23 protein-coding genes are annotated in these 22930 nt (G+C 63.5%); 19 read left to right on the forward strand and 4 right to left on the reverse strand.

All coding sequences use genetic code 11. The features are described 5' to 3' along the window. The first annotated feature begins 23 nt into the window (after positions 1–23). The 10 genes from ACP2WS_RS02465 to tolA all read left to right on the forward strand — a co-directional run bounded on the left by ACP2WS_RS02465 (position 24) and on the right by tolA (position 8789). Positions 24–806 (forward strand): 3-hydroxybutyrate dehydrogenase, encoded by a 783-nt coding sequence (locus ACP2WS_RS02465; protein ID WP_426459334.1) that lies wholly within the window; start codon positions 24–26, stop codon positions 804–806. Positions 807–994: 188 nt separating this feature from the next. Beyond that, the gene (locus ACP2WS_RS02470) at positions 995–2191 is read left to right on the forward strand and encodes a multidrug effflux MFS transporter (RefSeq protein WP_426459335.1); all 1197 of its coding nucleotides are present in this window, start codon (positions 995–997) and stop codon (positions 2189–2191) included. 124 nt (positions 2192–2315) lie between these two features. Next, complete coding sequence (ribBA, locus tag ACP2WS_RS02475) at positions 2316–3446, forward strand: bifunctional 3,4-dihydroxy-2-butanone-4-phosphate synthase/GTP cyclohydrolase II (RefSeq protein WP_426459337.1); 1131 nt, start codon at positions 2316–2318, stop codon at positions 3444–3446. A gap of 14 nt (positions 3447–3460) precedes the next feature. Beyond that, complete coding sequence (gene ribH, locus ACP2WS_RS02480; protein WP_374491136.1) at positions 3461–3946, forward strand: 6,7-dimethyl-8-ribityllumazine synthase; 486 nt, start codon at positions 3461–3463, stop codon at positions 3944–3946. Continuing rightward, complete coding sequence (nusB, locus tag ACP2WS_RS02485) at positions 3943–4503, forward strand: transcription antitermination factor NusB (RefSeq protein WP_374491138.1); 561 nt, start codon at positions 3943–3945, stop codon at positions 4501–4503. Before ribH ends, nusB begins: the two co-directional genes overlap by 4 nt. 6 nt (positions 4504–4509) lie before the next feature. Next, the gene (locus ACP2WS_RS02490) at positions 4510–5691 is read left to right on the forward strand and encodes a pyridoxal phosphate-dependent aminotransferase (protein WP_426459339.1); all 1182 of its coding nucleotides are present in this window, start codon (positions 4510–4512) and stop codon (positions 5689–5691) included. 32 nt (positions 5692–5723) lie between these two features. Next, positions 5724–6134, forward strand: coding sequence for a YbgC/FadM family acyl-CoA thioesterase (locus tag ACP2WS_RS02495; RefSeq protein WP_426459341.1), 411 nt, complete (start codon positions 5724–5726; stop codon positions 6132–6134). Positions 6135–6245: 111 nt separating this feature from the next. Continuing rightward, on the forward strand, positions 6246–6983 hold the full coding sequence (gene tolQ, locus ACP2WS_RS02500; RefSeq protein ID WP_426459342.1) for a protein TolQ: 738 nt from the start codon (positions 6246–6248) through the stop codon (positions 6981–6983). Between the two features lie 25 nt (positions 6984–7008). Beyond that, positions 7009–7446 (forward strand): biopolymer transporter ExbD, encoded by a 438-nt coding sequence (locus ACP2WS_RS02505; protein WP_426459344.1) that lies wholly within the window; start codon positions 7009–7011, stop codon positions 7444–7446. 23 nt (positions 7447–7469) lie between these two features. Beyond that, on the forward strand, positions 7470–8789 hold the full coding sequence (gene tolA / locus ACP2WS_RS02510) for a cell envelope integrity protein TolA (RefSeq protein WP_426459345.1): 1320 nt from the start codon (positions 7470–7472) through the stop codon (positions 8787–8789). Between the two features lie 150 nt (positions 8790–8939). Here the strand turns inward: tolA and dnaE are convergent, their stop codons facing one another. After that, entirely contained in the window at positions 8940–12524 is a 3585-nt protein-coding gene (dnaE, locus tag ACP2WS_RS02515) for a DNA polymerase III subunit alpha (RefSeq protein ID WP_426459346.1), read from the reverse strand. A gap of 325 nt (positions 12525–12849) precedes the next feature. Between dnaE and ACP2WS_RS02520 the strand changes: the two genes are divergently transcribed. From ACP2WS_RS02520 to ACP2WS_RS02540, 5 genes are all read left to right on the forward strand, one after another. Beyond that, complete coding sequence (locus ACP2WS_RS02520) at positions 12850–13629, forward strand: hypothetical protein (RefSeq protein ID WP_426459347.1); 780 nt, start codon at positions 12850–12852, stop codon at positions 13627–13629. A 481-nt stretch (positions 13630–14110) separates the two neighbouring features. After that, positions 14111–14668 (forward strand): GTP-binding protein, encoded by a 558-nt coding sequence (locus tag ACP2WS_RS02525; protein WP_426459348.1) that lies wholly within the window; start codon positions 14111–14113, stop codon positions 14666–14668. Continuing rightward, complete coding sequence (locus ACP2WS_RS02530) at positions 14665–15051, forward strand: roadblock/LC7 domain-containing protein (protein WP_374491154.1); 387 nt, start codon at positions 14665–14667, stop codon at positions 15049–15051. Before ACP2WS_RS02525 ends, ACP2WS_RS02530 begins: the two co-directional genes overlap by 4 nt. After that, positions 15048–15404, forward strand: a complete 357-nt coding sequence (locus ACP2WS_RS02535) for a hypothetical protein (RefSeq protein ID WP_426459349.1) — start codon at positions 15048–15050, stop codon at positions 15402–15404. Before ACP2WS_RS02530 ends, ACP2WS_RS02535 begins: the two co-directional genes overlap by 4 nt. A gap of 180 nt (positions 15405–15584) precedes the next feature. Further along, entirely contained in the window at positions 15585–15944 is a 360-nt protein-coding gene (locus ACP2WS_RS02540) for a hypothetical protein (protein ID WP_426459350.1), read from the forward strand. A gap of 374 nt (positions 15945–16318) precedes the next feature. Here the strand turns inward: ACP2WS_RS02540 and ACP2WS_RS02545 are convergent, their stop codons facing one another. The 3 genes from ACP2WS_RS02545 to ACP2WS_RS02555 all read right to left on the reverse strand — a co-directional run bounded on the left by ACP2WS_RS02545 (position 16319) and on the right by ACP2WS_RS02555 (position 18200). Further along, on the reverse strand, positions 16319–16885 hold the full coding sequence (locus ACP2WS_RS02545) for a flavodoxin family protein (protein ID WP_374491160.1): 567 nt from the start codon (positions 16883–16885) through the stop codon (positions 16319–16321). Between the two features lie 81 nt (positions 16886–16966). Next, positions 16967–17416 carry a DoxX family protein gene (locus ACP2WS_RS02550; RefSeq protein ID WP_426459351.1) on the reverse strand — a complete coding sequence of 150 codons (450 nt, stop codon included), beginning with the start codon at positions 17414–17416 and terminating at the stop codon, positions 16967–16969. A gap of 73 nt (positions 17417–17489) precedes the next feature. Continuing rightward, on the reverse strand, positions 17490–18200 hold the full coding sequence (locus tag ACP2WS_RS02555; RefSeq protein WP_426459353.1) for a pirin family protein: 711 nt from the start codon (positions 18198–18200) through the stop codon (positions 17490–17492). A 163-nt stretch (positions 18201–18363) separates the two neighbouring features. On the opposite strand from ACP2WS_RS02555, the gene ACP2WS_RS02560 reads away from it, so the two are divergent. The 4 genes from ACP2WS_RS02560 (at position 18364) to ACP2WS_RS02575 (ending at position 22845) form a co-directional block, all read left to right on the forward strand. Continuing rightward, positions 18364–19320: a LysR family transcriptional regulator gene (locus ACP2WS_RS02560; protein WP_426459355.1), complete on the forward strand. Its 957-nt coding sequence runs from the start codon at positions 18364–18366 to the stop codon at positions 19318–19320. 65 nt (positions 19321–19385) lie between these two features. After that, a complete protein-coding gene (gene gluQRS / locus ACP2WS_RS02565; RefSeq protein ID WP_426459356.1) occupies positions 19386–20312 on the forward strand; it encodes a tRNA glutamyl-Q(34) synthetase GluQRS in 927 nt (308 codons plus the stop codon). Positions 20313–20369: 57 nt separating this feature from the next. Further along, positions 20370–21134 (forward strand): tRNA (guanosine(46)-N7)-methyltransferase TrmB, encoded by a 765-nt coding sequence (trmB, locus tag ACP2WS_RS02570; RefSeq protein WP_426459357.1) that lies wholly within the window; start codon positions 20370–20372, stop codon positions 21132–21134. A gap of 214 nt (positions 21135–21348) precedes the next feature. Then, entirely contained in the window at positions 21349–22845 is a 1497-nt protein-coding gene (locus tag ACP2WS_RS02575) for a malonyl-CoA decarboxylase (RefSeq protein WP_374491173.1), read from the forward strand. Positions 22846–22930: the final 85 nt, after the last annotated feature.

Below are 22930 nucleotides of genomic sequence, written 5' to 3' on the forward strand. Positions count from 1 at the left end.
TGAATTCACCAAGGAGATTCATGATGTTGAAAGGCAAGACAGCGCTGGTGACCGGCTCCACGAGCGGAATCGGGCTCGGCATCGCCAAGGCCCTGGCGGCACAGGGTGCCAATGTGGTGCTCAACGGCTTCGGCGACCACGCCGGCCCCGAAGACGAGGTGCGACAGGCTGGGGCGGCATACGGCATCTCCACGGCCTACCATGGCGCAGACATGAGCAAGCCCACCGAGATCGAGGACATGATGGCCTTTGCGGCCCAGACTTTCGGCCGCGTGGACATCCTGGTCAACAATGCAGGCATCCAGCATGTGGCCCGGATCGAGGACTTTCCGGTCGAGAAGTGGAATGCCATTCTCGCCATCAACCTCACGAGCGCCTTCCACACCACGCGCCTCGCACTGCCTGCCATGCAGCAGGTCAACTGGGGCCGCATCATCAATGTGGCCTCTGCACACGGCCTGGTCGCCTCGGCACAGAAGTCTGCCTACGTCGCTGCCAAGCACGGCATCGTGGGCCTGACCAAGGTCACGGCGCTCGAAAACGCCACCTCCGGCGTCACCTGCAACGCCATCTGCCCCGGATGGGTACTGACTCCGCTGGTGCAGAAACAGATCGATGCCCGCGCCGCCGCCGAGCACATCCCGGTGGAACAGGCCAAGGTGGAGCTGCTGCGCGAGAAAGAGCCCTCGCTCGAATTCACCACTCCCGATGAACTGGGGCAACTGGCTGTGTTCTTCTGCTCGCCTGCGGGCAACAATGTGCGCGGCGTGGCCTGGAACATGGACGGAGGCTGGGTCGCACAGTGATGCCATCCTCCCCCTGCAGGACAGGCGCTTCCGATCCATGGTAAGGTCGGCGCTCCCTGCCCCCTGAAGGAGCAGATCCCGGCCGCAGACATTCTGCCCGGCCCCATCGGGCCATCCATGCGACTTGTGTCATGGATGGCCCGAAGTCTTTGGCCCTCTGAGCCGTTCCCACTTTCCCTTCCATCGCCTTGCTGTCTCCCTATTTCCGCTACCTGCTGATGCTCTCGGCCCTCACCATGGTGGGGCCTCTGGCCATCGACAGCTATCTGCCCTCGTTTGCCGCCATCCGTGCCGATCTGCACACCACGGATGTGCTGATGCAGCAGACGCTGAGTCTGTTTCTCTATGCCTTTGCGGGCATGATGCTTTTTTATGGCACGCTCGCCGATGCCTTCGGACGTCGCCGCGTCATTCTGGTGTCGCTGGTGCTGTACATCGCAGGATCGCTCGGCGGAGCACTGAGCACCGGCATCGAAAGTCTGCTCGTCTTCCGGGTACTGCAGGGCCTGGGCGCGGGCGGGGGAGCCGTGGTGGGGCGCGCCATCGTGCGGGATCTGTACCGGGGCGCCGAGGCCCAGCGCATGATGTCGCACATGACCATGGTGTTCGGACTCGCACCGGCCATCGCCCCCATCCTGGGCGGCTGGCTGCAGGTCCATCTCGGATGGCGCTCGGTCTTCTGGTTCGCCACCCTGTTCGGTGCCCTCATGTTTGCCCTGTGCTGGAAGGGGCTGCCCGAAACCCTTCCTCCCGAACAGCGCCAGCCCTTCCTGCCTTCCGTGATCGTGCGTCAGTATGTGGAATGCACGCTGCACCTGCGGTTCATGCTGCTGGTGGTCGTGCTGGCACTGTCGTTTGCAGGCTTCTCGCTCTACATCGGATCGGCGTCCCACTTCATCATGGACATCCTCCACCTGCCCGAAACGGCCTTTGGCTGGATGTTCATCCCCCTCGTGACCGGCTTGATCGGCGGGTCTGCCATTGCCAGCCGCCTCGCCCACCGCATCTCGCGTCCGCGCATGGTCGTGATGGCCTTTGGCATCATGGCGCTCGCAGGCTCCTTCAATCTCGCATACAACCTTCTGGCCGCTCCCCATGCCACGGTGCCCTGGGCCGTGCTGCCTCTGCTGATCTATTCGTTCGGGCTGTCCTTCTTGACCCCGGCCGTCACCATGACTGCCATGGACTACTTCCCGCGCAACCAGGGCCTGGCGTCTTCGCTGCAGTCCTTCGTGCAGATGGTGGTCTTTGCCAGCATGGCGGGGTTTGTGGTGCCACTGCTGTTCGACAGCAGCATCAAGCTGGCCTGGGGCATGGTCGGGGCCGGCACGGCCAGCCTGTGCTGCTACCTCACCTTTGCCGCCCTGCGACGTCGGCAAACCTGACGGGCGCCGCACCGGATGCGCACGGCCGCCCGTGCCTGGTGCGGCATGGACATCCCCGCCTCCCCTCCCCACGCGCCCTTGCGCGATAATACGAACTATTTTTCGAATCAAGGCTCATCCCTCCATGGCTAGCGCTCCCGTACCTGCTCCCGTATCCCCCATCGAAGACATCGTGGCCGACCTCCGGGCCGGAAAGATGGTGATCCTGGTCGACGAGGAAGACCGCGAGAACGAAGGTGACCTCATCATTGCGGCCGACCACGTCAGTGCGGAGGCCATCAACTTCATGGCCCGCTACGGCCGTGGCCTCATCTGTCTCACTCTCACCCGCGAGCGCTGCCACCATCTGGGACTGGCCCCCATGACCTCTCGCAACGGGGCACCGCACGGCACGGCCTTCACGGTGTCCATCGAGGCAGCCGAGGGCGTCACTACAGGCATCTCGGCAGCCGACCGCGCCCGCACCGTGCAGGCTGCCGTCGCGGCAAACGCCAAGCCCTCGGACCTGGTGCAGCCTGGCCACGTCTTTCCGCTGCAGGCCGTCGATGGCGGCGTGCTCATGCGTGCCGGCCATACCGAGGCGGGCTGTGACCTCGCTGCCATGGCGGGGTGCACGCCTGCCGCCGTGATCTGCGAAGTCATGAACGAGGACGGCACCATGGCACGCCTGCCCGACCTGCAGCTCTTCGCTGCCGAGCATGGTCTGCGCATCGGCACCATTGCCTCGCTCATCGAATACCGCAGCAAGCACGAGTCGCTGATCCGCAAGGTGGCCACCCGCCGCATGCTGACGGCCCAGGGCGAATTCACCGCCCATGCCTACCAGGACATGCATGGCCACAACCTGCATCTGGCGCTGGTGAAGGGCAGCTGGGAGCCTTCCGATCCCGTTCCCACCCGCGTGCACGAGCCACTGTCCGTGCTCGACGCCCTCGAAGTCGGCCGCAAGATGCACAGCTGGAGCCTGGAAGACAGCCTGCGCTACATCCACGAACAGCAGCGCGGCGTGGTGGTGCTGCTGAACTGCGGCGAATCCGCTGCCCAGCTGCTGGCCCAGTTCGATGGCACGGCCCAGGCTTCCCATGCCCCGGGCAAGAGCTTCGATCTGCGCAGCTACGGCATCGGGGCCCAGATCCTGCGTGAATGCGGCGTGCGCAAGCTCAACATTCTCGGCACACCGCGCCGCATGCCCAGCATGGCTGGCTACGACCTGGAAGTCGTCGGCTTCACTGCGGCTCCCCCCCAGAAATCCTGAAGGACTCCTTTCCCATGAAAAACGCAAACCAGGGCGACATCGCCAGCCTCACCAGCCAGCTCGACGGCAAGAAGCTCCGCATCGGCATCGTGCAGGCACGCTTCAACGAAGACATCACCAACGCACTGGCCGAATCCTGCCTGGCCGAACTCATGAAGCTCGGCGTGAAGGCCAAGAACGTCACCCTCGTGCAGGTACCCGGTGCACTGGAAGTGCCCCTGGCCCTGCAGGGTCTGGCCGACCGCTCCGACTACGATGCCCTCATCGCCCTCGGCTGCATCATCCGCGGCGAGACCTACCACTTCGAGCTGGTGGCCAACGAATCCGGAGCAGGCGTGACGCGCGTGGCGCTGGACCACGGTCTGCCGGTGGCAAACGCCATCCTCACCGTCGAGAACCTCAAGCAGGCCAAGGACCGCCAGATCGAAAAAGGCACCGATGCCGCCCGCGTGGCTGTCGAAATGGCCCTTCTGATGCGCAGCATGGTGAAAGTGGCATGAATTCCTCCTCCCGCACCTCTCCCGCCTCCGAGCTGACCCCCGAGCAGGCCCTGGCCCACAGCGTGCAGGCCGACCATGCGCCGGCCCCTGCCGAGCCCCCTGCTCCTCGCAAGCACACCGGCAAGACCGGACGCAGCCGCGCGCGCGAATTCATCCTGCAGGCGCTCTACCAGTATCTGGTGGGGCACAACGACGCTGCCGCCATCGACCAGTTCACCCGTGAACTCACTGGATTCCACAAGGGCGACGCCGCGCATTTCGATGCCGTCTTCCACGGATGCGTGCAGGAAGCCGAGGCGCTCGATGCCCAAATTGCCCCCCATCTCGATCGGGGCTGGAAGGAAATCTCCCCGGTCGAACATGCCTGCATGTGGATCGGCGTATACGAATTCCAGCATTTCCCGGATGTGCCCTGGCGCGTCGTGATCAACGAGTGCATCGAGCTGGCCAAGGCCTTCGGTGGTACGGACGGGCACAAATACGTCAACGGCGTTCTCAACGCCGTGGCTCCCGAGCTGCGCGCACTGGAGGTCGAAGCCGACCGCCAACGGAGCTGACCTGCCATGCATATCGCAGACCGCGCACGGCGCATCGAGCCGTTCTATGTCATGGAAATCTGCAAGGCCGCACAGGAGCTCCAACAGCGTTCCGGCAGCCATGCAGATCCCCTGCTCTACCTCAACATCGGCGAGCCCGACTTCACGGCTCCGCCCCTGGTGGCCCAGGCAGCCGAGCGCTGCATCCGCGACGGCAACACCCAGTACACCGCAGCCAACGGCCTGCCGGCCCTGCGTGAGCGCATCAGCGGCTGGTACGCCGAGCGCTTCGGTCTCTCCATCGACCCGGCCCGCATCGTGGTGACGGCCGGTGCCTCGGCTGCCCTGCAGCTGGTGTGCATGGCCCTCATCGAGCAGGGTGACGAAGTGCTGATGCCGGATCCCAGCTATCCGTGCAACCGACATTTCGTGAGTGCGGCAGAAGGCACGCCGCGCCTCATTCCCGCATCGGCCGAAGACCGCTTCCAGCTCAACGCCGCACAGGTCGAGGCCCACTGGACAGCCGCCACGCGCGGCGTGCTGCTGGCCAGCCCTTCCAACCCTACGGGAACCTCCATCGCGCCGGCCGCCCTCAAGTCCATTGTGGACGTGGTGCGTGCACGCGGCGGCTTCACCATCGTCGACGAGATCTATCTCGGCCTGAGCTATGACGATGCCTACGGACACAGTGCCCTGGAGCTGGGCGACGACATCATCAGCATCAACAGCTTCAGCAAGTACTTCAACATGACCGGCTGGCGCCTGGGCTGGGTGGTGCTGCCACCGGCACTCGCGCAGACGGTGGAACTGCTGAGCCAGCATCTCTTCATCTGCCCGAGCACCGTGGCCCAGCATGCCGCACTGGCCTGCTTCGAGCCCGAGAGCCTGCGCATCTACGAAGAGCGCCGCGCCGAATTCCGTGCCCGACGTGACTGGTTCGTACCGCAGCTCGACGCCCTCGGCATGCACGTGCCGGTCCGGCCCGATGGTGCCTTCTATGCCTGGGCTGACATCGGCAGCTGGCTGCCCCGCCTGGGAGTGGACAACAGCTGGGACGCCACCTTTGCCCTCATGGAACGGGCCCGCGTGGTGGTCACACCCGGTCGCGACTTCGGCACGGCAGACACCTCCCGGTTCGTGCGCTTCTCCACGGCCAACTCGCTTGCCCAGCTGCAGGAAGCCATTGCCCGACTGCAGCGGCTGGCCTGACCTCTTTCGCCGACCTGCTGCACTGCAACATCATGTTTCATTTTCAGGTGCGTGTTTACTGGGAAGACACGGATGCCGGGGGCATCGTCTTCTATGCTAACTACCTCAAGTTCTTCGAGCGCGCACGCACCGAATGGCTGCGCGCGCTCGGCGTGGAGCAGCATCGGCTGCGCGCGGAAACAGGAGGCATGTTCATCGTGAGCGCCACCGACATGTGCTATCACCGTCCGTCCCGGCTGGACGACCTGCTCTGGGTCTCGGCCCACCCGATGCAGGTCGGCCGCGCTTCGGCCGTCATCGTGCAGACAGCCCGACTCGGCCATGCCGAAGGCCCCCTGCTGGCCGAAGGCACCATTCGTCTGGGCTGGGTGGACAGCGAGCATCTGCAGCCGGCACGGATGCCTGCCGGTCTCCACGCCCTGCTGCAGCGCCACAGCCAGTGAGCCGCTGCGAGCGAGCTGCAAGCCCGTGACTGTCGACAGGGTACAGGTGCACCCTGTGCGCCCGTCTTCTGCGTTCTCTTTATCTTCTCCCGTTTCTCTCAGGCTCTTCCCATGAACTCCCCGGACATGAATCTCGTGCAGCTGGTGCTGCACGCCAGCTGGATCGTCAAGGCAGTGCTGGCTCTGCTGCTCGTCATCTCGGTCACGAGCTGGGCCGTCATTGCCGCCAAGATGGGAGCGCTTCGGCGCACCAGAGGGCTCAATGCACTCTTCGAGCAGCATTTCTGGTCGGGAGCGAGTCTCAATGAACTCTACGATGCAGCCAGCCGCAATGCCCGCTCGGCGGGCCCTACCGAGCGCATCTTTGCCAGTGGCATGCGCGAATTCCTGAAACTCCGCGAACGACAGGCCGGCGATCCGCTGCAGCTCGTGGACGGTGCCCGCCGTGCCATGCGGGCAAGCTTCCAACGCGAGACAGACATGGCAGAGAGCAAGCTGTCCTTTCTGGCATCGGTCGGCTCCATCTCACCCTATGTGGGCCTGTTCGGCACGGTATGGGGCATCATGCACGCCTTCACCGGCCTTGCGGGCATGGAGCAGGTGTCGCTTGCGACCGTGGCCCCCGGAATTGCCGAATCGCTGGTGACCACCGCTGTGGGCCTGTTCGCCGCCATTCCGGCCGTGGTGGCTTACAACTTCTTCGCCCGCGACATCGAGCGCATCACCGTGGCAGAGGAAAGCTTCATCGACGAGTTCTCCAACATCCTGCAGCGCAACGCGGCCAGCCGGCCTGCAGTGCAGGCGCCACCCGCGTCGGCCGACACCACCGCCTTCGCTGCCACCCGCTGAGTGCCCCATCGGAGAGGAGAAAGTCATGCCTGCAGTGGTCTCCCGAAGCAGTCGCCGCCGTCCCATCAACGAAATCAACATGGTGCCGTTCATCGACGTCATGCTGGTGCTGCTCATCATCTTCATGGTCACGGCACCCATGCTGCGTCCGGGCAAGATCGATCTGCCCAAGGTGGGCAAATCCAGCACGCAGAAATCGCAGGTCATCGTGTTGACCGTCAAGCCCGATGGCAGTCGACTGCTTGAAGACCAGACACAAACTCACAATCAACCCCAGAGCGTCGACAAGAACTCCATGCCTTCCACTCTGCAGCGCATGCTGCATGGGCGCAAGGATGTCACAGTGCTGATAAATGCCTCGGCCCAGCTCCAATACAAGGATGTCATGCAGGCCTATGAAGACCTGCAGCACGCCGGCGCACCGCATATTGCCTTGGGCGTATTGAGCACCCCCAAGAAATAGCCCTATTCCCACGCACGCTTCCCGTGTCACATACCCCTGATCTCTCCTCCCACGAAGGGCTGCTTCCGCCCCGGGAACCCTTCCGGCCCGCTGCCTGGCTCGTGGCGCTGCTGATCCATCTGGGGCTGCTCGGACTGCTGGCGTGGGCCACGCACTGGGCTGTGGACACGCCCGCAGGAGAAGCCGTGGTGGCTGAAGTCTGGGACTCCACGCCTTCGGAGGAAGGCCAGTCCGGAACAGGTGGTGGCCAGTCTGCCCCAGAAGCGACTGCTGCCCCGACAACAGCTGCAGCAGCTCCCACAGAGGCCGATGTCGCCGATGCGCGCCACGCGGCGGAAGCACAGCAGGCCCGCGCCGCTGCGCATGCAGCGCAGCTGGCTGCAGCCAGACAGGCAAGGGAACAGGCCCGCGAAGCCGCACGGCAGCAGGCCGAAGCACAGCAGGCACAAGAAGAGGCCCGACAACAGACCGAGGCACGCGAGAAGGAGCGCGCCCGCAAGACCGAGGAAGCCGCCCAGGCCCGGCAGCGCCACCTGCAGGCCATGGCCGAGGCACGGCAGGCAGCACAGCAACAGGAAGCGGATGTGGCTCTGCGCCGCCAGCGCCATCTGCTCCAGCAGAAACAGGAGGCGCATGCCGCCGAACAGGCCCGCCGGCAGGCTCAGGCTGCGCAGGCTGAAGCGGAACGCCAGGCCCATGCCGCTCAACTGAAAAAGGCACGGCAGCAGGAAGCTGCCGCCCGCGCGGCCGAGGCCCGCAAGGCCCGTGCAACGGCTGCCGCTCAGGCCAAGGCACAAGCCAGGGCTGAAGCAGCCTCTGCCGCACGCAGTCAGGCGCGTGCCGCTGCAGCGGCAGCAGCTCAGAAGGCCAAGGCCGAGAAGATGGCTGCAGCCCGCATCGCCCGTGAAAAGGCACGGGCAGAGGCAGGCCGCCAGTCCGAAATCGCCCGCATGGCACGCATGGCTGCAGGCACCAGCCTGGGCGGATCGGGAGGAGACGCGCATGCCCGCGGAACCGGCGCTGGAGGCAAGGGACAGAAGGGAACAGGCAAGGATGCCACCTCACGTGGCGGATTCTCTGCCAGCTATGCAGCACGGGTTCGCAACAGGGTCTACCCCAACATCCGCTTCCATGGAGGCAATGACGGAGCGCCGGTGACGGTGGTGCGCGTCAGGGCCGGAGCGGATGGGCACATTCTCTTCAGCCGTGTCGTCAAGCCCAGCACCGATCCCGACTGGGATCAGGCCGTGCTCAATGCGCTGGAACGCACAGGGACCCTGCCTGCCGATGTCGATGGTCAGGTGCCCCAGGTGCCGTTCACCATCACCTTCAAGCGGCATTGAGGCTGCGCGGCCACGCCGGCAGGAGCGGCATGGCTCGCACGTCTGGGCACTGCCTCGCGCCTGTCATGCGCGCCCCTGCACGAGCGGCCCTCGACGGCTCGCTCATGCCTGCCCGTCATGCCCGTGCGATCAGATCGATCGCCGCGATGCTCACTCGTACATGATGCGTGCAGACCCCTGCGACAGCAGGGCCTGCCACCGCGCCATGGCGGCATCGCTCGGGTAGAAGCGCGAGGCTGGTCCCAGCGCCAGCAGCCCCTGTACCGGACGGGTGGGGGACGACGTCTCTGCCCCGCTCTGCCCTGCCCTGTCCGCCTGTTCCCCTTCTTCAGGGCGAATGCGGATCTTCAGCCGCACCGCCAGCCCGCGCACGATCTCGTCCCCAGTCTCCAGCACCTCCTTCTCGGGCGGATGTTCCTGCAGCACACGGGCCACATCGGGCCCCACCTGTCCAGGGGCCAGCAAGCCCACATCGGCCAGCAGGTACTTGCCGAACCGGCAGCGTGCCGCCGGCAGGCTCCAGGCCTGCTGCACCGTGAGACGAATGCCACCGCTGAACTTGTCGAAGCGTGGCACAGCCTGCGCCACCACCAGCGCATCATCGACCAGCAGACCTGGACTGGCGGACCATACGGACTCATCTGCACTCGCATCGATGACGCCCGACTTGTCGTCGAGCTTGAACAGCGCGAGCTTGCCGCTGCGGCCATTGATGACACGGAAATCACCGACAATGCCGGCCACCAGCACCGGATCGCGGCTGTCCGTCAGATCGGCGATGCGCAGCCGCGCAAAACGCCGCACCTCGTCCTCGTTCTCGTCGAACAGGTGCCCCGAGAGAAAGAACCCAATGGCGGTCTTCTCCTGCACAAGGCGCTCCTTGATGCCCCAGGGCGTGGCTGGAACCATGGGAGGCTCGTCCGTGCTGCTCCCTGGACCATCCAGCATGTCGAACAGCCCCACCTGGTTGGCATTGGCTGCCTGGCTGGCCGCGTACTCAAACGCCAGATCGATGTTGGCCATGAGCTGTGCCCGGTTGCGATCGAGCGCATCGAAGGCACCTGCCTTGATGAGGGCCTCGACCGTGCGCTTGTTGATGCGGGTACGGTCGACACGGTTGCAGAAGTCGAACAGGCTGGTGAAGGCCCCCCCTTCTTCGCGCGCCTCGGTCAGTGCCTTGATGGCATTCTCGCCGGTGCCCTTGATCGCCCCCAGCCCATAGCGGATGACCTGATCCGACACCGGCTCGAACCGGTAGGCACTGCGGTTGACATCGGGCAGCTCGCAGGTGAGCCCCATCTTGACCGCGTCCTCGTACAGCACCTTGAGCTTGTCGGTGTCGTCCATTTCGATGGTCATGTTGGCGCAGAAGAACTCGGCGGTGTAATGCACCTTGAGCCAGCCCGTCTGATACGCCAGCAGCGAATAGGCCGCCGCGTGCGACTTGTTGAAGCCGTAGCCTGCGAACTTCTCCATCAGGTCGAAGACCTCGTCGGCATTCTCCTGGCTGATGCCCTTCTTGGCCGCACCGGCACGGAAGATTTCCCGGTGCTTGACCATCTCCTCAAGCTTCTTCTTGCCCATGGCCCGGCGCAGCAGGTCGGCACCCCCGAGGCTGTAGCCACCCAGCACCTGGGCGCTCTGCATGACCTGCTCCTGATAGACCATGATGCCGTAGGTCTCGGCCAGCACCTTCTCGAGCAGCGGATGGGGATAGATCACCTCCTCGCGGCCATGCTTGCGGGCAATGAAGCTCGGAATCAGATCCATGGGGCCTGGACGATAGAGCGCATTCAGGGCGATCAGATCCTCCAGCCGCGTCGGACGCGCGTCCCGGAGCATCGACTGCATGCCCCGGCTTTCGAACTGGAACACCGCCTCGGTATTGCCCTCCTGAAACAGCCGGTAAGTGGCCCTGTCATCGAGCGGAATCTGGTCGAAGTCGAAATGCTCCTGCCCCTTGTGGCGCCCACAGATGAATTCCCGGGCCAGCTCCATGATGGTGAGCGTGGCCAGCCCCAAGAAGTCGAACTTCACCAGACCGACGGCTTCCACGTCCTCCTTGTCGTACTGGCTCACGGCCGATTCGCTGCCTGGCTGCTGGTAGAGCGGGCAGAAATCGGTCAGCTTGCCCGGAGCGATCAGCACCCCCCCCGCATGCATGCCGATGTTGCGGGTCAGCCCTTCGAGCTGCTGCGCCATCTCGATGAGCGTCCGCACCTCGTCGTCGTGCGAGATGCGCTCGGCAAGCTGAGGCTCCATCTCGATGGCGTAGTTGTTTTTGTCGCCCTCTTTCTTTTCGGCTGGCGGGTACTGCAGCGTCACATGCATGCCCGGCTTGTTCGGCACGAGCTTGCTGATGCCGTCGCAGAAGGTATAGCTCAGGTCCAGCACCCGCCCCACATCCCGGATGGCGGCCCGCGCGGCCATGGAACCGAACGTGGCAATCTGGCTCACGGCATCGCGCCCGTAGCGATCCTTCACATAGTCGATCACACGGTCGCGGTTGGTCTGGCAGAAGTCGATGTCGAAGTCAGGCATCGACACCCGTTCCGGATTCAGGAACCGTTCGAACAGCAGGTTGTACGTCAGCGGGTCGAGATCCGTGATGCGCAGCGCGTAAGCCACCAGCGAACCGGCTCCTGACCCCCGCCCCGGCCCCACCGGACAGCCATTGTTCTTGGCCCAGTTGATGAAGTCCTGCACGATCAGGAAGTAGCCCGGGAACCCCATCTGCAAAATGGTGCCCAGCTCGAACTCCAGACGCTCCTCGTAGTGGGGGCGCTCCTCGTTGCGCCGGGCCTCGTCGGGATACAGGTGGGCGAGCCGTGCCTCCAGCCCCTCGTGGGAGAGCTTGCGGAAATACTCCTCCATCGACAGCCCGTCGGGAATCGGATAGTTGGGCAGCTGAGGCTTGCCGAGCGTGAGCGTGATGGCACAGCGTCGCGCAATCTCGACCGTGTTGGCAATCGCGGAAGGAATGTCGGCGAACAGGGCCTCCATCTCCGCCGTGGTGTGGAAGTACTGCTGGTGCGTGAATCGACGCTGGCGCCGCTGGTCTCCCAGAATCTCCCCTTCTGCAATGCAGACCCTTGCCTCGTGGGCCTCGAACTCCGCCGCCGTCATGAACTGGATCGGATGGGTGGCCACCACCGGCAGCTGCATGCGCTGCGCCAGCCGCACGGCAGCCACCACATGAGACTCGTCCGTCCCCCGTCCTGCACGCTGCAATTCCAGATAGAAACGGTTGGGAAAGACCTCCTCGCACTGCAGCGCCAGCGCATGCGCCTGCTCCATGTCTCCCGCCAGAAGCGGCAGTCCAAGCGGCCCCGCCTGTGCGCCAGACAGCAGAATCAGCCCGCCAGACAGCTCCCGCATCCACTCCCATTTCATGGTGGCCTGCGGCTTGGAGCCGATGGCCTGCCAGCCCCGCGTCAGCAGCTCGCACAGATGCAGATAGCCCTCATGACTCTGCACCAGCAGGATCATGCGCGGCAGCGGACGATCCTTGGCGGGTGGCACCAGTCCCTCGACCATCACCTCGGCGCCCAGAATCGGTTGCACCCCTTTCTTCTGCGCGGTCTTGTAGAGCTTGAGTGCTCCGAACATGTTGTTGAGATCGGTCAGCGCCAGGGCAGGCTGACCATCCCGCGCGGCTGCAGCAACAGCCTTGTCGACACGCACGGTGCCATCGACCACGGAAAACTCGGAATGAAGACGGAGGTGCACAAACATGTCGGTCATTGTAGGTGGCCGGGCGTCCCGCTGCCTCCGAGCCAGACGGGTAACCGACCGCAGGTCTCTTTCTGCAGGAAGAGCGATCGCATCCTCCACAGGGAGCCACGTCACATAAATGACACAGATGTGGAAACTGTCACAGTCTCCTCCAAGCCGACCACCAGAAAACGAAATTTTCCATTCATCATTGCGCCGACAAAGACAGTTGCACGTTGTCCAAAAAATTAAATTAATGAATAATTATCTTCATGAATCTTCGTTACACGATGAACGCAGATTGGCTCGCCAGCAGTTTCGGCATATCTCTTAAGGAACTGACACCATGACCCGGTCGCTCACCATCAGCTGCATCGGCCTGACCCATGCGGAAGCCACGCTCATCCAAACCATCCTGAAGCTTTCCTCCAACCCCTACGTCCGTCAATGGCGCTGGGTGAATAGTGTGGATGAAGCTCCTCTGGCAGCTGTCCTGCTGGGAGAACATGTGGAGGTGACCACCCTGTCCATGGAAGGAATGAATGCCATCGCCCAGGCGGGCGCACGCCTGTGCATCGGACAGCCTCACAGTCCGCTGGACATGGCCCACGACATCATGCCTCGCCCCATCCGGGCTGAATGCCTGCTGGACTGGCTGGCACGCAAGACCCCAGGCTATGTGGAGAAGCCATCCGCCGGCAATGGAGAGCCACCTCAACGCTCTGCCCCCATCGTTGCGGGGCTGGGGCATTCCGATATCCGGCTCACTCGCTGGCCTTCCACGGTATTCCTGCGGGGTGATGCCACTCGCATCCGCCTGTCTGCCCTGCTGTCCAAGCGCTCGATGAGCATTGCCAAGCTCTCCGTGGTCAGCGGCGAAAGCATGAAAACCTGTGACGACTTCGTACACGAGCTGCAGACTGCCAAGCTGCTGGAAGTTCGCCCCAGAGCCCACCACGATATCGCATCCGCCACGGCAGTTTCTCATCCCCATGCTGTCATGGCTGCAGCCAATGCATCCTTTACGCCCATCCAAACCCGGCAAGACAGCACTGCTCCTCAGGCCTCCAAGCCGGCAGCCGCGCTGGGATTCTTCCAGAATCTGCGCCGTCACCTGGGACTCTGAGCTTCCTTCAGGTCGCGCAGGGAAAAATGGTCTGGCCTCCCTGCCTTCCCGGAGGCAGGGGTGGTGTCCAGTTGTTTCCCCTGCGCAAACCTGTCGTGGCGCACGAAAAATGAATGACCCCGTGATAGACTGATCCGACATTCACACCACAAGAACAGATGGAACACAGGTGTTTGTGCATGATGCCGCACGCCCTGTATCTGTCGCTGCAAGTCGATCCACGGGAGGATCATGGTCAGCATCACTGGGATGGCCACCGCACCGGCCATCCGGCTACACCGGATTGCTGCACGCCTGCATTTTCACAGGAAGCAGCCTTTCAGAGGGCATGCGCTTGTCCTGCATGCCCTTTCTGCCTGTCTCCTGTTCCCCTTTTCATCTTTCCCCATGCATGCGGCCGCTCTGCGCAGGGCAGCTGAACTGAACTGAGCTGTGTGCTGCCATGGAGATCATCCACTCTCTCCCCTGTTCTTCATCCGTCATGAGCGAACTCAAGATCCTGTTCACAGGCACCATGGGCGCTGGCAAGACGACTGCCATTGCCGCCATCAGCGACATCGCTCCCGTGGTCACCGATGTGGCCAATACCGACACCAGCGTAGCCAAGGCGCGCACGACCGTAGGCCTCGATTTCGGCCTTGTGTCGCTGGCCGATGGCAACCGCATGCGCCTGTTCGGCACCCCAGGCCAGGAACGTTTCGACTTCATGTGGAAAATCCTGGCCCAGAATGCCTTCGGCCTCATCATCCTGATCGACAACTCGCGCCCGGACCCGGTGCAGGATTTCCGCATCTACCTCGACGGATTTTCTGACGACCTGCGCATGCTCCCCTGCACGGTGGGTGTAGGACGCACCGAATCGCACCCCCTGCCCAACCTCGAAGCCTATGTCGACGAGATGGCGCAGCGCGGGCTGGTGTTTCCCGTTCTTCCCGTGGATGTGCGGCGCAAGCAGGACGTGCTGCTGCTCCTCGACACGCTCATCGCCCAGAACGAATCCGCTCTCGATATTGTCCTTCCAGGAGATTCCACCCCATGACTACGCTTCCCGCCCACATCACGGCTGCTGCCCAGCAAGAGGTGCACCGGCTGCTGCAATCGGTCGACGGCTTGCAGGCTGCCGTCGTTGCCACGGTGGACGGCTTCGAGGTGGCCCAGGCCAGCCATGCCACCATCGATGCGGCCCGCATGGCTGCCATGGCCAGCTCGGTATGTGCCCTGGGCGAAGCCGTGGCCCGCGAGGCAGGGCTGGGCAACTACGTCAGCGCCACCATCGAGGCTGCGCAGGGCCGCGCCATTCTCTATGCCATTCCACGGGCCGATGTCCCGCTCGTTCTGCATCTGCTGGCCTCGGAGCAGAGCATGCTCGCCCATATCATGTACGCTGCCCGCCAGACAGCCGACACTCTTTCCGCATCATGAACACGCCTGAAATTCACTCCCATCTGGATGCCCTTGCCGCGCTGCCCGGCATCTCGGCCTGTGCCCTTGCAGATCCGGAAACCGGCATGGTGCTCTTCATGAGCGGCGGCCACGAGCACATGGAGCCGCTGGTGGAAACCGCCACCGACTACTGGCGGCTCTACACGCGGCTGCAGAACCATTTCGACAAGCTGGGCCCCCTGCAGACCTGCGCCATGATCCATGCACATGGCATGCTCACGCTGGCGCCCTGCGGCACGACCATGATCATAGTCACGATCACCCACCGCATGCAGATCGACTGGAAGGCATGGCAGGAAGAAGTCACCCAGATCGCAGCGCTGATGGGCTGAGCGGTCTTGTCTGTATTTTTTGACCTCGAACAATAAAATAATATTTAATTCTTCGTGCGATGAATTTGGACACTGCATTAATTTTTGTAAAATAGCCATGCAGAAAAATCAAACAGGTTACGTAGCTGCATGGAATGCAAACAAAACCTGTTTTTCCTTCACTTTAATGGGGTAACAAAAATGGCCACCATCAAGCAGACGCTGGACGAACTCATGAGCCTGGATGGCGCAATGTGCGCAGCCGTTGTCGATTCCGCCAGCGGCATGATGCTCGGATCCGCAGGTTCCGGCATCGACATGGAAATTGCAGCCGCAGGCAACACGGAAGTGGTGCGTGCCAAGATCAAGACCATGCGCGCGCTGGGGCTCAACGACGTGATCGAGGATATCCTCATCTCTCTGGGCAAGCAGTACCACATCATCCGTCCGTCTGCCCGTCAGGAAGGCGTCTTCATCTATCTGGTGATGGACCGTGCGCGTGCCAACCTGGCCATGGCCCGCCGCAAGACGCAGGATGCGGACAAGGAAATGATGTTCTGAGGACATTCCTCACGCAGATGCAGGCATCCACAGTGTGGGTGCTGCGGCAGGGTCTCTGAAGGCCCACCAGACAAAACCCATCCGGAAACAGATGGGTTTTTCTTTATCTTTTCCAGCACATACAGAAGATGTATGCAGATTCTGAATCTGCGCCGCCATGGAGGCTTTTTCTCTCCTGGTGCGATTTTCAGATAGCTCCAGACAGCACCCTTTTTACATTGCAGAATAAAATGCATGCTATTGTTTGCAATATGCAGGCCATAAAAAAGCTTCTCAGGAAATGATTTCCTGAGAAGCCAGATAACCGTCTTGACCAGTTGCCGATGTGTTGCTTAAAACCTCGGTTTTATACGCAAAACAGCAACCGGTTCACATCAGGCCTGCTTGGACAGACGGGCTGCCATTTCCGTGATGCGCTTGCCGTAGGCTGCGGCGGTATCCAGGTCACCCTGCAGCATTTCGGTCACGCTGGCATCCGAGGGAGTCTGGCCGAGCAGACCGACAGAGCCACCGAGGTTGTTGATGTCGTTGCGGGATGCGGCCTTGGTGTTGGCCGGCAGCAGACCCAGGCTGACCCACAGGCCGCCATGCTGGCAAGCCAGCGTGGTGAGGTAGGACAGAGTGCTTTGCTTGTCGCCATTGAGGCTGGCGCTGTTGGTGAAGCCACCAAACACCTTGTCCTGCCACTGACGGGTGAACCAGGCCTTGGAGGTGGCATCTGCGAACTTCTTGAACTGCCAGCTGGGGCCGCCCATGTAGGTCGGCGTGCCGAAGATGATGGCATCGGCAGCAGCCAGAGTGTCCCATGCGCCTTCGGGCAGATTGCCTTCGGCGTCGATGGCGATCAGTTCGGCTTCGGCTCCCTGGGCCACGGCCTGGGCCAGACGCTGGGTGTGGCCGTAGCCGGAGTGATAAACGACGACAGTACGAACATTCGACATGGTGAGCTCCTCGAAAAAAACACAAAAGAACGATGGCACATGATGCATGCAGGGCCAAAGACCCTGCATGCGCGGAAAAAATCAACGGGTGGTAGTGCTGCGGCGGGCGTCCAGGCTCCAGGCACCGGCTCCCATGCCTGCCAGGATCAGCAGCCCACCTGCCACGGCGATGTTCTTGTTGAACAGCAGGGTGGTCACCATCTTGGCAGCCTCAGGGGCGGCCCAATAGGCGTGGAAGAAGTAGCTGGCCACGAGGGTGAAGAACGCCAGCACGATGGCTGCGATGCGCACGCGATAGCCCAGGATCAGGGCAAGGCCGCCGCCGATTTCCACCACCAGCGCCACCAGGGCTGCCAGCTGCGGTACCGGAAGACCAGCGGAGGCAATGTAGCCGACGGTGCCGGCAAAACCGAGCACCTTGCTGATGCCGGCGGGAAGGAACAGATAGGCCATGAGCAGGCGACCCGCCAGGGCCAGCGCAGCAGAGGCATTGCCAGAAGAGGAAGCGGAAGGGGTCAGGGTAGAAGACATGAAATTTTCCTGAAAGTGAAGGGCAAGATAAAAAGAAAACGAAAAAATGGAGGTGGGTATCGCTCAGGTCTGCCTATTGCGCAGCCAGATCGAACACGAGCACTTCGGCCTGATGGCCATGGGAGAGGAGGACCTCCGGTTCCTGCTCCAGCAGGGCGGTATCTCCCGCCTGCAGAGGTTGGCCATCGATCTCGATCTGCCCGCAGGCCACGAACACACAGGCCTTGCGACCTTGTGCGAGCGAAACCTGTGCCTGGGCATCGGCATCCAGAAGGCCCGCATACAGGCGGGCATCTGCGTGCAGGGGGAGCACTCCAGCAGGGGCCTGCGCGGCGGGGGCAGCCAGCAGACGCAGGTGGCCGGAATCAGCGGCAATGCCTGTTTCCTGCTGGGCGTAGCCGGGCGTCAGGCCCAAGGCATCGGGCAGCAGCCAGATCTGCAGAAAATGTGTGGTGGCCGCTGCATCTGCGTTCTGCTCGCTGTGCAGCACCCCCGTGCCTGCCGTCATGCGCTGGATCTGTCCGGGAACGATGGTGGTGCCGTTGCCCATGCTGTCCTGGTGTGACAGGGCTCCTTCGAGCACATAGCTCAGGATTTCCATGTCGCGGTGACCGTGGCGCCCAAAACCGGTGCGGGGAGCGATGCGGTCTTCGTTGATGACGCGCAGATTGCCCCACCCCATCCACTCGGGGTCGTAGTAGTCGGCAAACGAAAAGACATGCCGGGTATCGAGCCAGCCATGGTGGGCATGGCCTCGCTGCGCAGCGCGTCGGATGATGATCATGGTGAAGTGTCCTGGAGTCCTGGTGGCGTCCTGCCATCCCGGAAGGGGGAGTGACAGGAAGCAGAAGCGGCATAAGCTGTTTCGTTGAGGACAACTGTATCGGCCCAGGTTTCCCCAGAAATACATCAAAATCGTATTTTTCATTCAATAAATTCGAACAGACATGTCCAAGACCGCCATCCGCGACATCATCACCCCCACCAATCTGCACATGCTGCAGACGGCGGCCCGCCTGGGCAGTTTTGCAGCGGCCGCCCGTGAGCTGGGGCTGGTGCCGAGCGCGCTCACCTACCGCATCCGTGCGATGGAGGATGCGCTGGACGTGCTTCTCTTCGACCGCAGCCGCCGGCAGGCCCATCCCACCCCGGCGGCCCTGGAGCTCATCCGCGAAGGATCACGCATCCTCGCGGACATGGACACCATTGCCCACCGCGTGCAGCGCGTGGCCACGGGATGGGAACCCCAGCTCACTGTCGTGATCGAGAACCTGCTAGACATGCCCACGGTGCTGGAGCTCTGCGAGTCGTTCTACACACTGGGGGCTCCCACGCGCCTCAAGATTCGGGAGGAGGTCATGACGGGCACGCTCGAAGCCCTCACCAGCGGCCAGGCCGATCTGGCCCTGGGGGTGCTGCTGGATGCGGACTGGAACACGCCGCACATTCTTCATCGCCCGCTCGGAGCCATCGAATTCATCTATGCCGTGGCTCCCCACCACCCGCTGGCCGCCGTCGATCGGCCCCTGACCCCCGAGGACCTGCTGCCCTACCGGACCGTGGCGGTGGCCGACAGCGTCCAGCGCGGCAGCGGCCGCAGCGTGGGACTGCTGAGTGGACAGGATGTCCTCACCGTGCCGGACATGGCCACCAAGATCGCGGCCCAGATTCGCGGCATCGGCGTGGGGCATGTGCCCAACACCATGGCCATGCCCTACCTGCAGACCGGCAGGCTGGTGCGCAAAACGCTCGCCCAGCCGCTGCGCAGCACCCATTTCACCAGCCACTATGCCTGGCACGATCCCCATGGCGAACCAGGGCGGGCGCTGCGCTGGTGGCTGCAGCAGCTCGACAGTGCCGTGACGCGCGAGGCCCTGCTGATGGGGCGTCACGCCCCGCTCTGAGCCCCAAGGCCAGGCTCCCCTGCTCCTTCGCGCAGGACTGCGCGTACCGTACACTTTCCAATGCCATGTACATCGGTCGCTTTGCCCCCTCCCCCACCGGATCCCTGCATGCGGGCTCATTGGTGGCGGCCCTGGCCAGCTGGCTCGATGCGCGCGCGCATGGCGGACGCTGGCTGGTCCGCATCGAGGACGTGGACACCCCACGCTGCAGTCCCGCCGCGCATGCCGAAATCCTGCGCCAGCTCGTCCGCCACCATCTGATTCCCGATGCCGAGCCCTGGGTGCAGTCCCATAGGGGAGATGCCTATCAGGCTGCACTCGACAGGCTGGTGGCCCGGAAATGGGTCTACCCCTGTGCCTGCTCGCGCAAGGACATCCTGACACGGCTGATCGCGCTCGGCCAGGCTCCGCAGCGGGGCGCGGAGCTCGTCTATCCCGGAACCTGTCGACCGCCTGCAGGACTGCATGGTCGCCCGGCCCGCGCCTGGCGACTGCATGTCGCAGCCGTGCAGCAAACACGTCCCGACACACCTTCGGTCTCCCTTCCTGCCACCTGCTGGACGGACCGTCGGCTGGGTCCACAGAGCCAGTGCGTGCAAACCGCCGTGGGCGACTTCGTACTGCGCCGTGCGGATGGTCTGTGGGCCTATCAGCTCGCCGTCGTGGCAGATGATGCCGCACAAGGCATCACGGATGTGGTCCGAGGAGAAGACCTCGCGGACAATACGGCCCGGCAGATCGTGCTCCAGCAGGCGCTCGGGTTCCCTCGCCCCCGCTATCTGCACACGCCGCTCGTGCTCGGAGCCAACGGCGAAAAACTCTCCAAGCAGAACCAGGCCCAGCCCCTGCCCGAAGGCGATGCCCGGCAGATGCTGCACAACCTGCAGCAGGCTGCCCAGTGCCTCGGCCTGCCACCCGTCCCCGAAGGCACCGCCCTGCCCGATGCCCAGGCCACCTGGGTGCAGGCATGGGCCGCTCGCTACAATCGCTGATCGCCCCGATCGGCGGCGCGTGCCCTCGCGCGTTCCCTCCCACTCCGCATCCTCGCCATGTCCGACAGCCAGACCTCTCCCGACTCCCAGGTCCCCTCCTCCTCTTCTCCTGCAGCGGGGGCCGCTCCTGCCGATGTGGCCCATCCGCGTGCCATCCGCACCTTCGTGCGACGCGCTGGACGTGTCACCACCGGGCAGGCCAAGGCCTATGCCCAGTGGGGAGAGACCTATCTGGTGCCCTATGCCCCTACCCCCTTCGATGCACCGGCTGCCTTCGGTCGGTCGGCCCCCCTGGTACTCGAAATCGGATTCGGCATGGGTGAAGCCACCGCACACATCGCCGGCACGCTGCCCGACATCAACTTCCTGTGCTGCGAGGTCCACGAGCCCGGCATCGGTGCCCTGCTCAAGCGCATCGGAGAACAGAACCTCACCAATATCCGGATCTGCCCGCACGACGCCGTCGAAGTCCTCGACCACATGCTGCCCCCCGGCAGCCTGCACGGCGTGCACATCTTCTTTCCGGATCCGTGGCACAAGACCCGCCACCACAAGCGCCGGCTCATCCAGCCACCGCTCGTGCACAAGCTCGCGCAACGGCTCGCCCCCGGTGGCTACCTGCACTGCGCCACCGACTGGCAACCCTACGCCGAGCAGATGCTCGAAGTCCTCTCTGCAGAGCCCCTGCTTGCCAATGCCAGCCCCCATCCCGATGGCTACGCCGACAAGCCGCACTACCGCCCGCTGACCAAGTTCGAGAAGCGCGGTCTGCGGCTGGGCCACGGGGTATGGGATCTGGTGTTCCACCGGCGACCCTCCTGATCCTGCAGGACACACCGGGGCCCTGTCCACCGCCATGAAGCCTCCTGCTGCGCTTCCGTGTCCTGTGCACTTCCGTCTGCAGCCTTCGCCCCGCCCCCTGTCAGATTGAGGAAATCGGAGTAGGCTATAAAAACCGTGCGGTGTATCCCCGCGAGACACCGTGCCCAGGGTTCCGGCACCGTCCTCGGCCCGTCAGACACAAGGAGAGCACCTCATGGCCCCCACCACCGACCGTCCTTCCGGCACATCCCTCGGCAAGCAGCTCGAACGTCTGCTCCCATCGGCACTGTCCTCGATCGGCATGGCAGGGCTCGTCAATGCGCGTCGGCTCGATCCTTCCGTCCCGGACACTACCGTGCCTTCCCGCTCCACACAGGAGCGTCTCGACAGCTACCTGCGGCAAGACCCCGAAGCGCTCACCCCGCGCAGCCTGCGCAAGGTACTGACCGATCTGCAGGCCATCGTCGACACACGGGTCAGCGAAGTCGAGGGCGTCCGCAAGGCGGACCCCTTTGTCTCCTGGTACCATCAGGCCAGTCCCGAAGCACGTGCAGATGCCTGGCGGCTGATGACCGAGCAATTCGCCCCCGACCCCCAACAGGTCCGCCAGGCCAGAGAAGCCTACGATGCCGCCCTCGGCACCCCCGAGGAAGCACAGGCCGAAATCCGTCTGCGCAAAGCCTTTCATTCCCCCCGCACCCGGCTGCTCCAGCGCATAGCGGCCTCCCGGGATGGCATGCGCTTCCTGCTCGACCTGCGCACCGAGGTGCTGGCTGCACTCCGGCGCGAACCGACCCTTGTGCCGCTCGACGCCGAGCTCGAAGCCCTGTTCACCAGCTGGTTCGACATCGGTTTTCTGGAACTGCGCACCATCAGCTGGGACTCTCCCGCCTCGCTCATCGAGAAACTCATCCGCTACGAGGCCGTGCACGACATCGTGAGCTGGGAGGATGCCAAGAACCGCCTCGACAGGGACCGGCGCTGCTTTGCCTTCTTTCACCCCCGCCTGCCCGACGAGCCCCTCATCTTTGTCGAGGTGGCCCTCACACGTGCCATTTCCGACAGCATGGTGCCGCTGCTCGACATCCATGCAGGCCCCGTCGACCTGCAGAAGGCCAACACCGCCATCTTCTACTCCATCAGCAACACCCAGACCGGGCTGCGTGGTGTGGGGTTTGGCGATTCGCTCATCAAGCGCGTCGTGGAAGCCCTGCAGCACGAGCTGCCCCAGATCAGGCGCTTCTCCACCCTTTCCCCCATTCCAGGCCTGCGCAAGTGGCTCGACCGCAACGCTGCGCATGTGGCCCAATCCCTGACGCCCAAGACCCTGCAACAGCTGCGCAAGCAGCACCCCGAGCTTCCTGCCGATACCTGGCAGGATCAGTGGCCTGCCCTGCTGACCCTGCACGCCTCCCGCGATGAGGAAGACATGCTCCAGCAGCTCCTGCGCAAGGCTGCCGCCATGTACCTCACCGGCATCGGCAAGGACGGGCGTCCACTCGATGCCGTGGCCCGCTTTCACCTGGGCAACGGTGCGCGTGTCGAGCACATCCACTGGGACGCCGACCCTTCGCCCAAGGGAGAGAAACAGTCCTACGGTCTGATGGTCAATTACCTCTACAACCTCGATCGTCTGGACCGCAATCGCGAAAGACTGGCCCAAGGTAAGGTCGCCACCTCGCGCGAAGTGGGTGCCCTGGCTGCCCTGTGATGGCTTGAATCACGGCATTTTCCCGGGACGGTGAGGAAATCCGTCCCGGCCCATCGGCCGCACACCATGGGGATGAGAAAGCCGA

This window comes from Brachymonas moutaii (nom. illeg.) (assembly GCF_049977365.1).
Lineage (GTDB): Bacteria > Pseudomonadota > Gammaproteobacteria > Burkholderiales > Burkholderiaceae_C > Brachymonas.

Coding starts and splice junctions, on each gene's coding strand:
- ACP2WS_RS02465 (WP_426459334.1), top strand. CDS start 24: ATGTTGAAAGGCAAGACAGCGCTGGTGACCGGCTCCACGAGCGGAATC.
- ribBA (WP_426459337.1), top strand. CDS start 2,316: ATGGCTAGCGCTCCCGTACCTGCTCCCGTATCCCCCATCGAAGACATC.
- ribH (WP_374491136.1), top strand. CDS start 3,461: ATGAAAAACGCAAACCAGGGCGACATCGCCAGCCTCACCAGCCAGCTC.
- nusB (WP_374491138.1), top strand. CDS start 3,943: ATGAATTCCTCCTCCCGCACCTCTCCCGCCTCCGAGCTGACCCCCGAG.
- ACP2WS_RS02490 (WP_426459339.1), top strand. CDS start 4,510: ATGCATATCGCAGACCGCGCACGGCGCATCGAGCCGTTCTATGTCATG.
- ACP2WS_RS02495 (WP_426459341.1), top strand. CDS start 5,724: ATGTTTCATTTTCAGGTGCGTGTTTACTGGGAAGACACGGATGCCGGG.
- tolQ (WP_426459342.1), top strand. CDS start 6,246: ATGAACTCCCCGGACATGAATCTCGTGCAGCTGGTGCTGCACGCCAGC.
- ACP2WS_RS02505 (WP_426459344.1), top strand. CDS start 7,009: ATGCCTGCAGTGGTCTCCCGAAGCAGTCGCCGCCGTCCCATCAACGAA.
- dnaE (WP_426459346.1), bottom strand. CDS start 12,524: ATGTTTGTGCACCTCCGTCTTCATTCCGAGTTTTCCGTGGTCGATGGC.
- ACP2WS_RS02520 (WP_426459347.1), top strand. CDS start 12,850: ATGACCCGGTCGCTCACCATCAGCTGCATCGGCCTGACCCATGCGGAA.
- ACP2WS_RS02525 (WP_426459348.1), top strand. CDS start 14,111: ATGAGCGAACTCAAGATCCTGTTCACAGGCACCATGGGCGCTGGCAAG.
- ACP2WS_RS02530 (WP_374491154.1), top strand. CDS start 14,665: ATGACTACGCTTCCCGCCCACATCACGGCTGCTGCCCAGCAAGAGGTG.
- ACP2WS_RS02535 (WP_426459349.1), top strand. CDS start 15,048: ATGAACACGCCTGAAATTCACTCCCATCTGGATGCCCTTGCCGCGCTG.
- ACP2WS_RS02540 (WP_426459350.1), top strand. CDS start 15,585: ATGGCCACCATCAAGCAGACGCTGGACGAACTCATGAGCCTGGATGGC.
- ACP2WS_RS02545 (WP_374491160.1), bottom strand. CDS start 16,885: ATGTCGAATGTTCGTACTGTCGTCGTTTATCACTCCGGCTACGGCCAC.
- ACP2WS_RS02550 (WP_426459351.1), bottom strand. CDS start 17,416: ATGTCTTCTACCCTGACCCCTTCCGCTTCCTCTTCTGGCAATGCCTCT.
- ACP2WS_RS02555 (WP_426459353.1), bottom strand. CDS start 18,200: ATGATCATCATCCGACGCGCTGCGCAGCGAGGCCATGCCCACCATGGC.
- ACP2WS_RS02560 (WP_426459355.1), top strand. CDS start 18,364: ATGTCCAAGACCGCCATCCGCGACATCATCACCCCCACCAATCTGCAC.
- gluQRS (WP_426459356.1), top strand. CDS start 19,386: ATGTACATCGGTCGCTTTGCCCCCTCCCCCACCGGATCCCTGCATGCG.
- trmB (WP_426459357.1), top strand. CDS start 20,370: ATGTCCGACAGCCAGACCTCTCCCGACTCCCAGGTCCCCTCCTCCTCT.
- ACP2WS_RS02575 (WP_374491173.1), top strand. CDS start 21,349: ATGGCCCCCACCACCGACCGTCCTTCCGGCACATCCCTCGGCAAGCAG.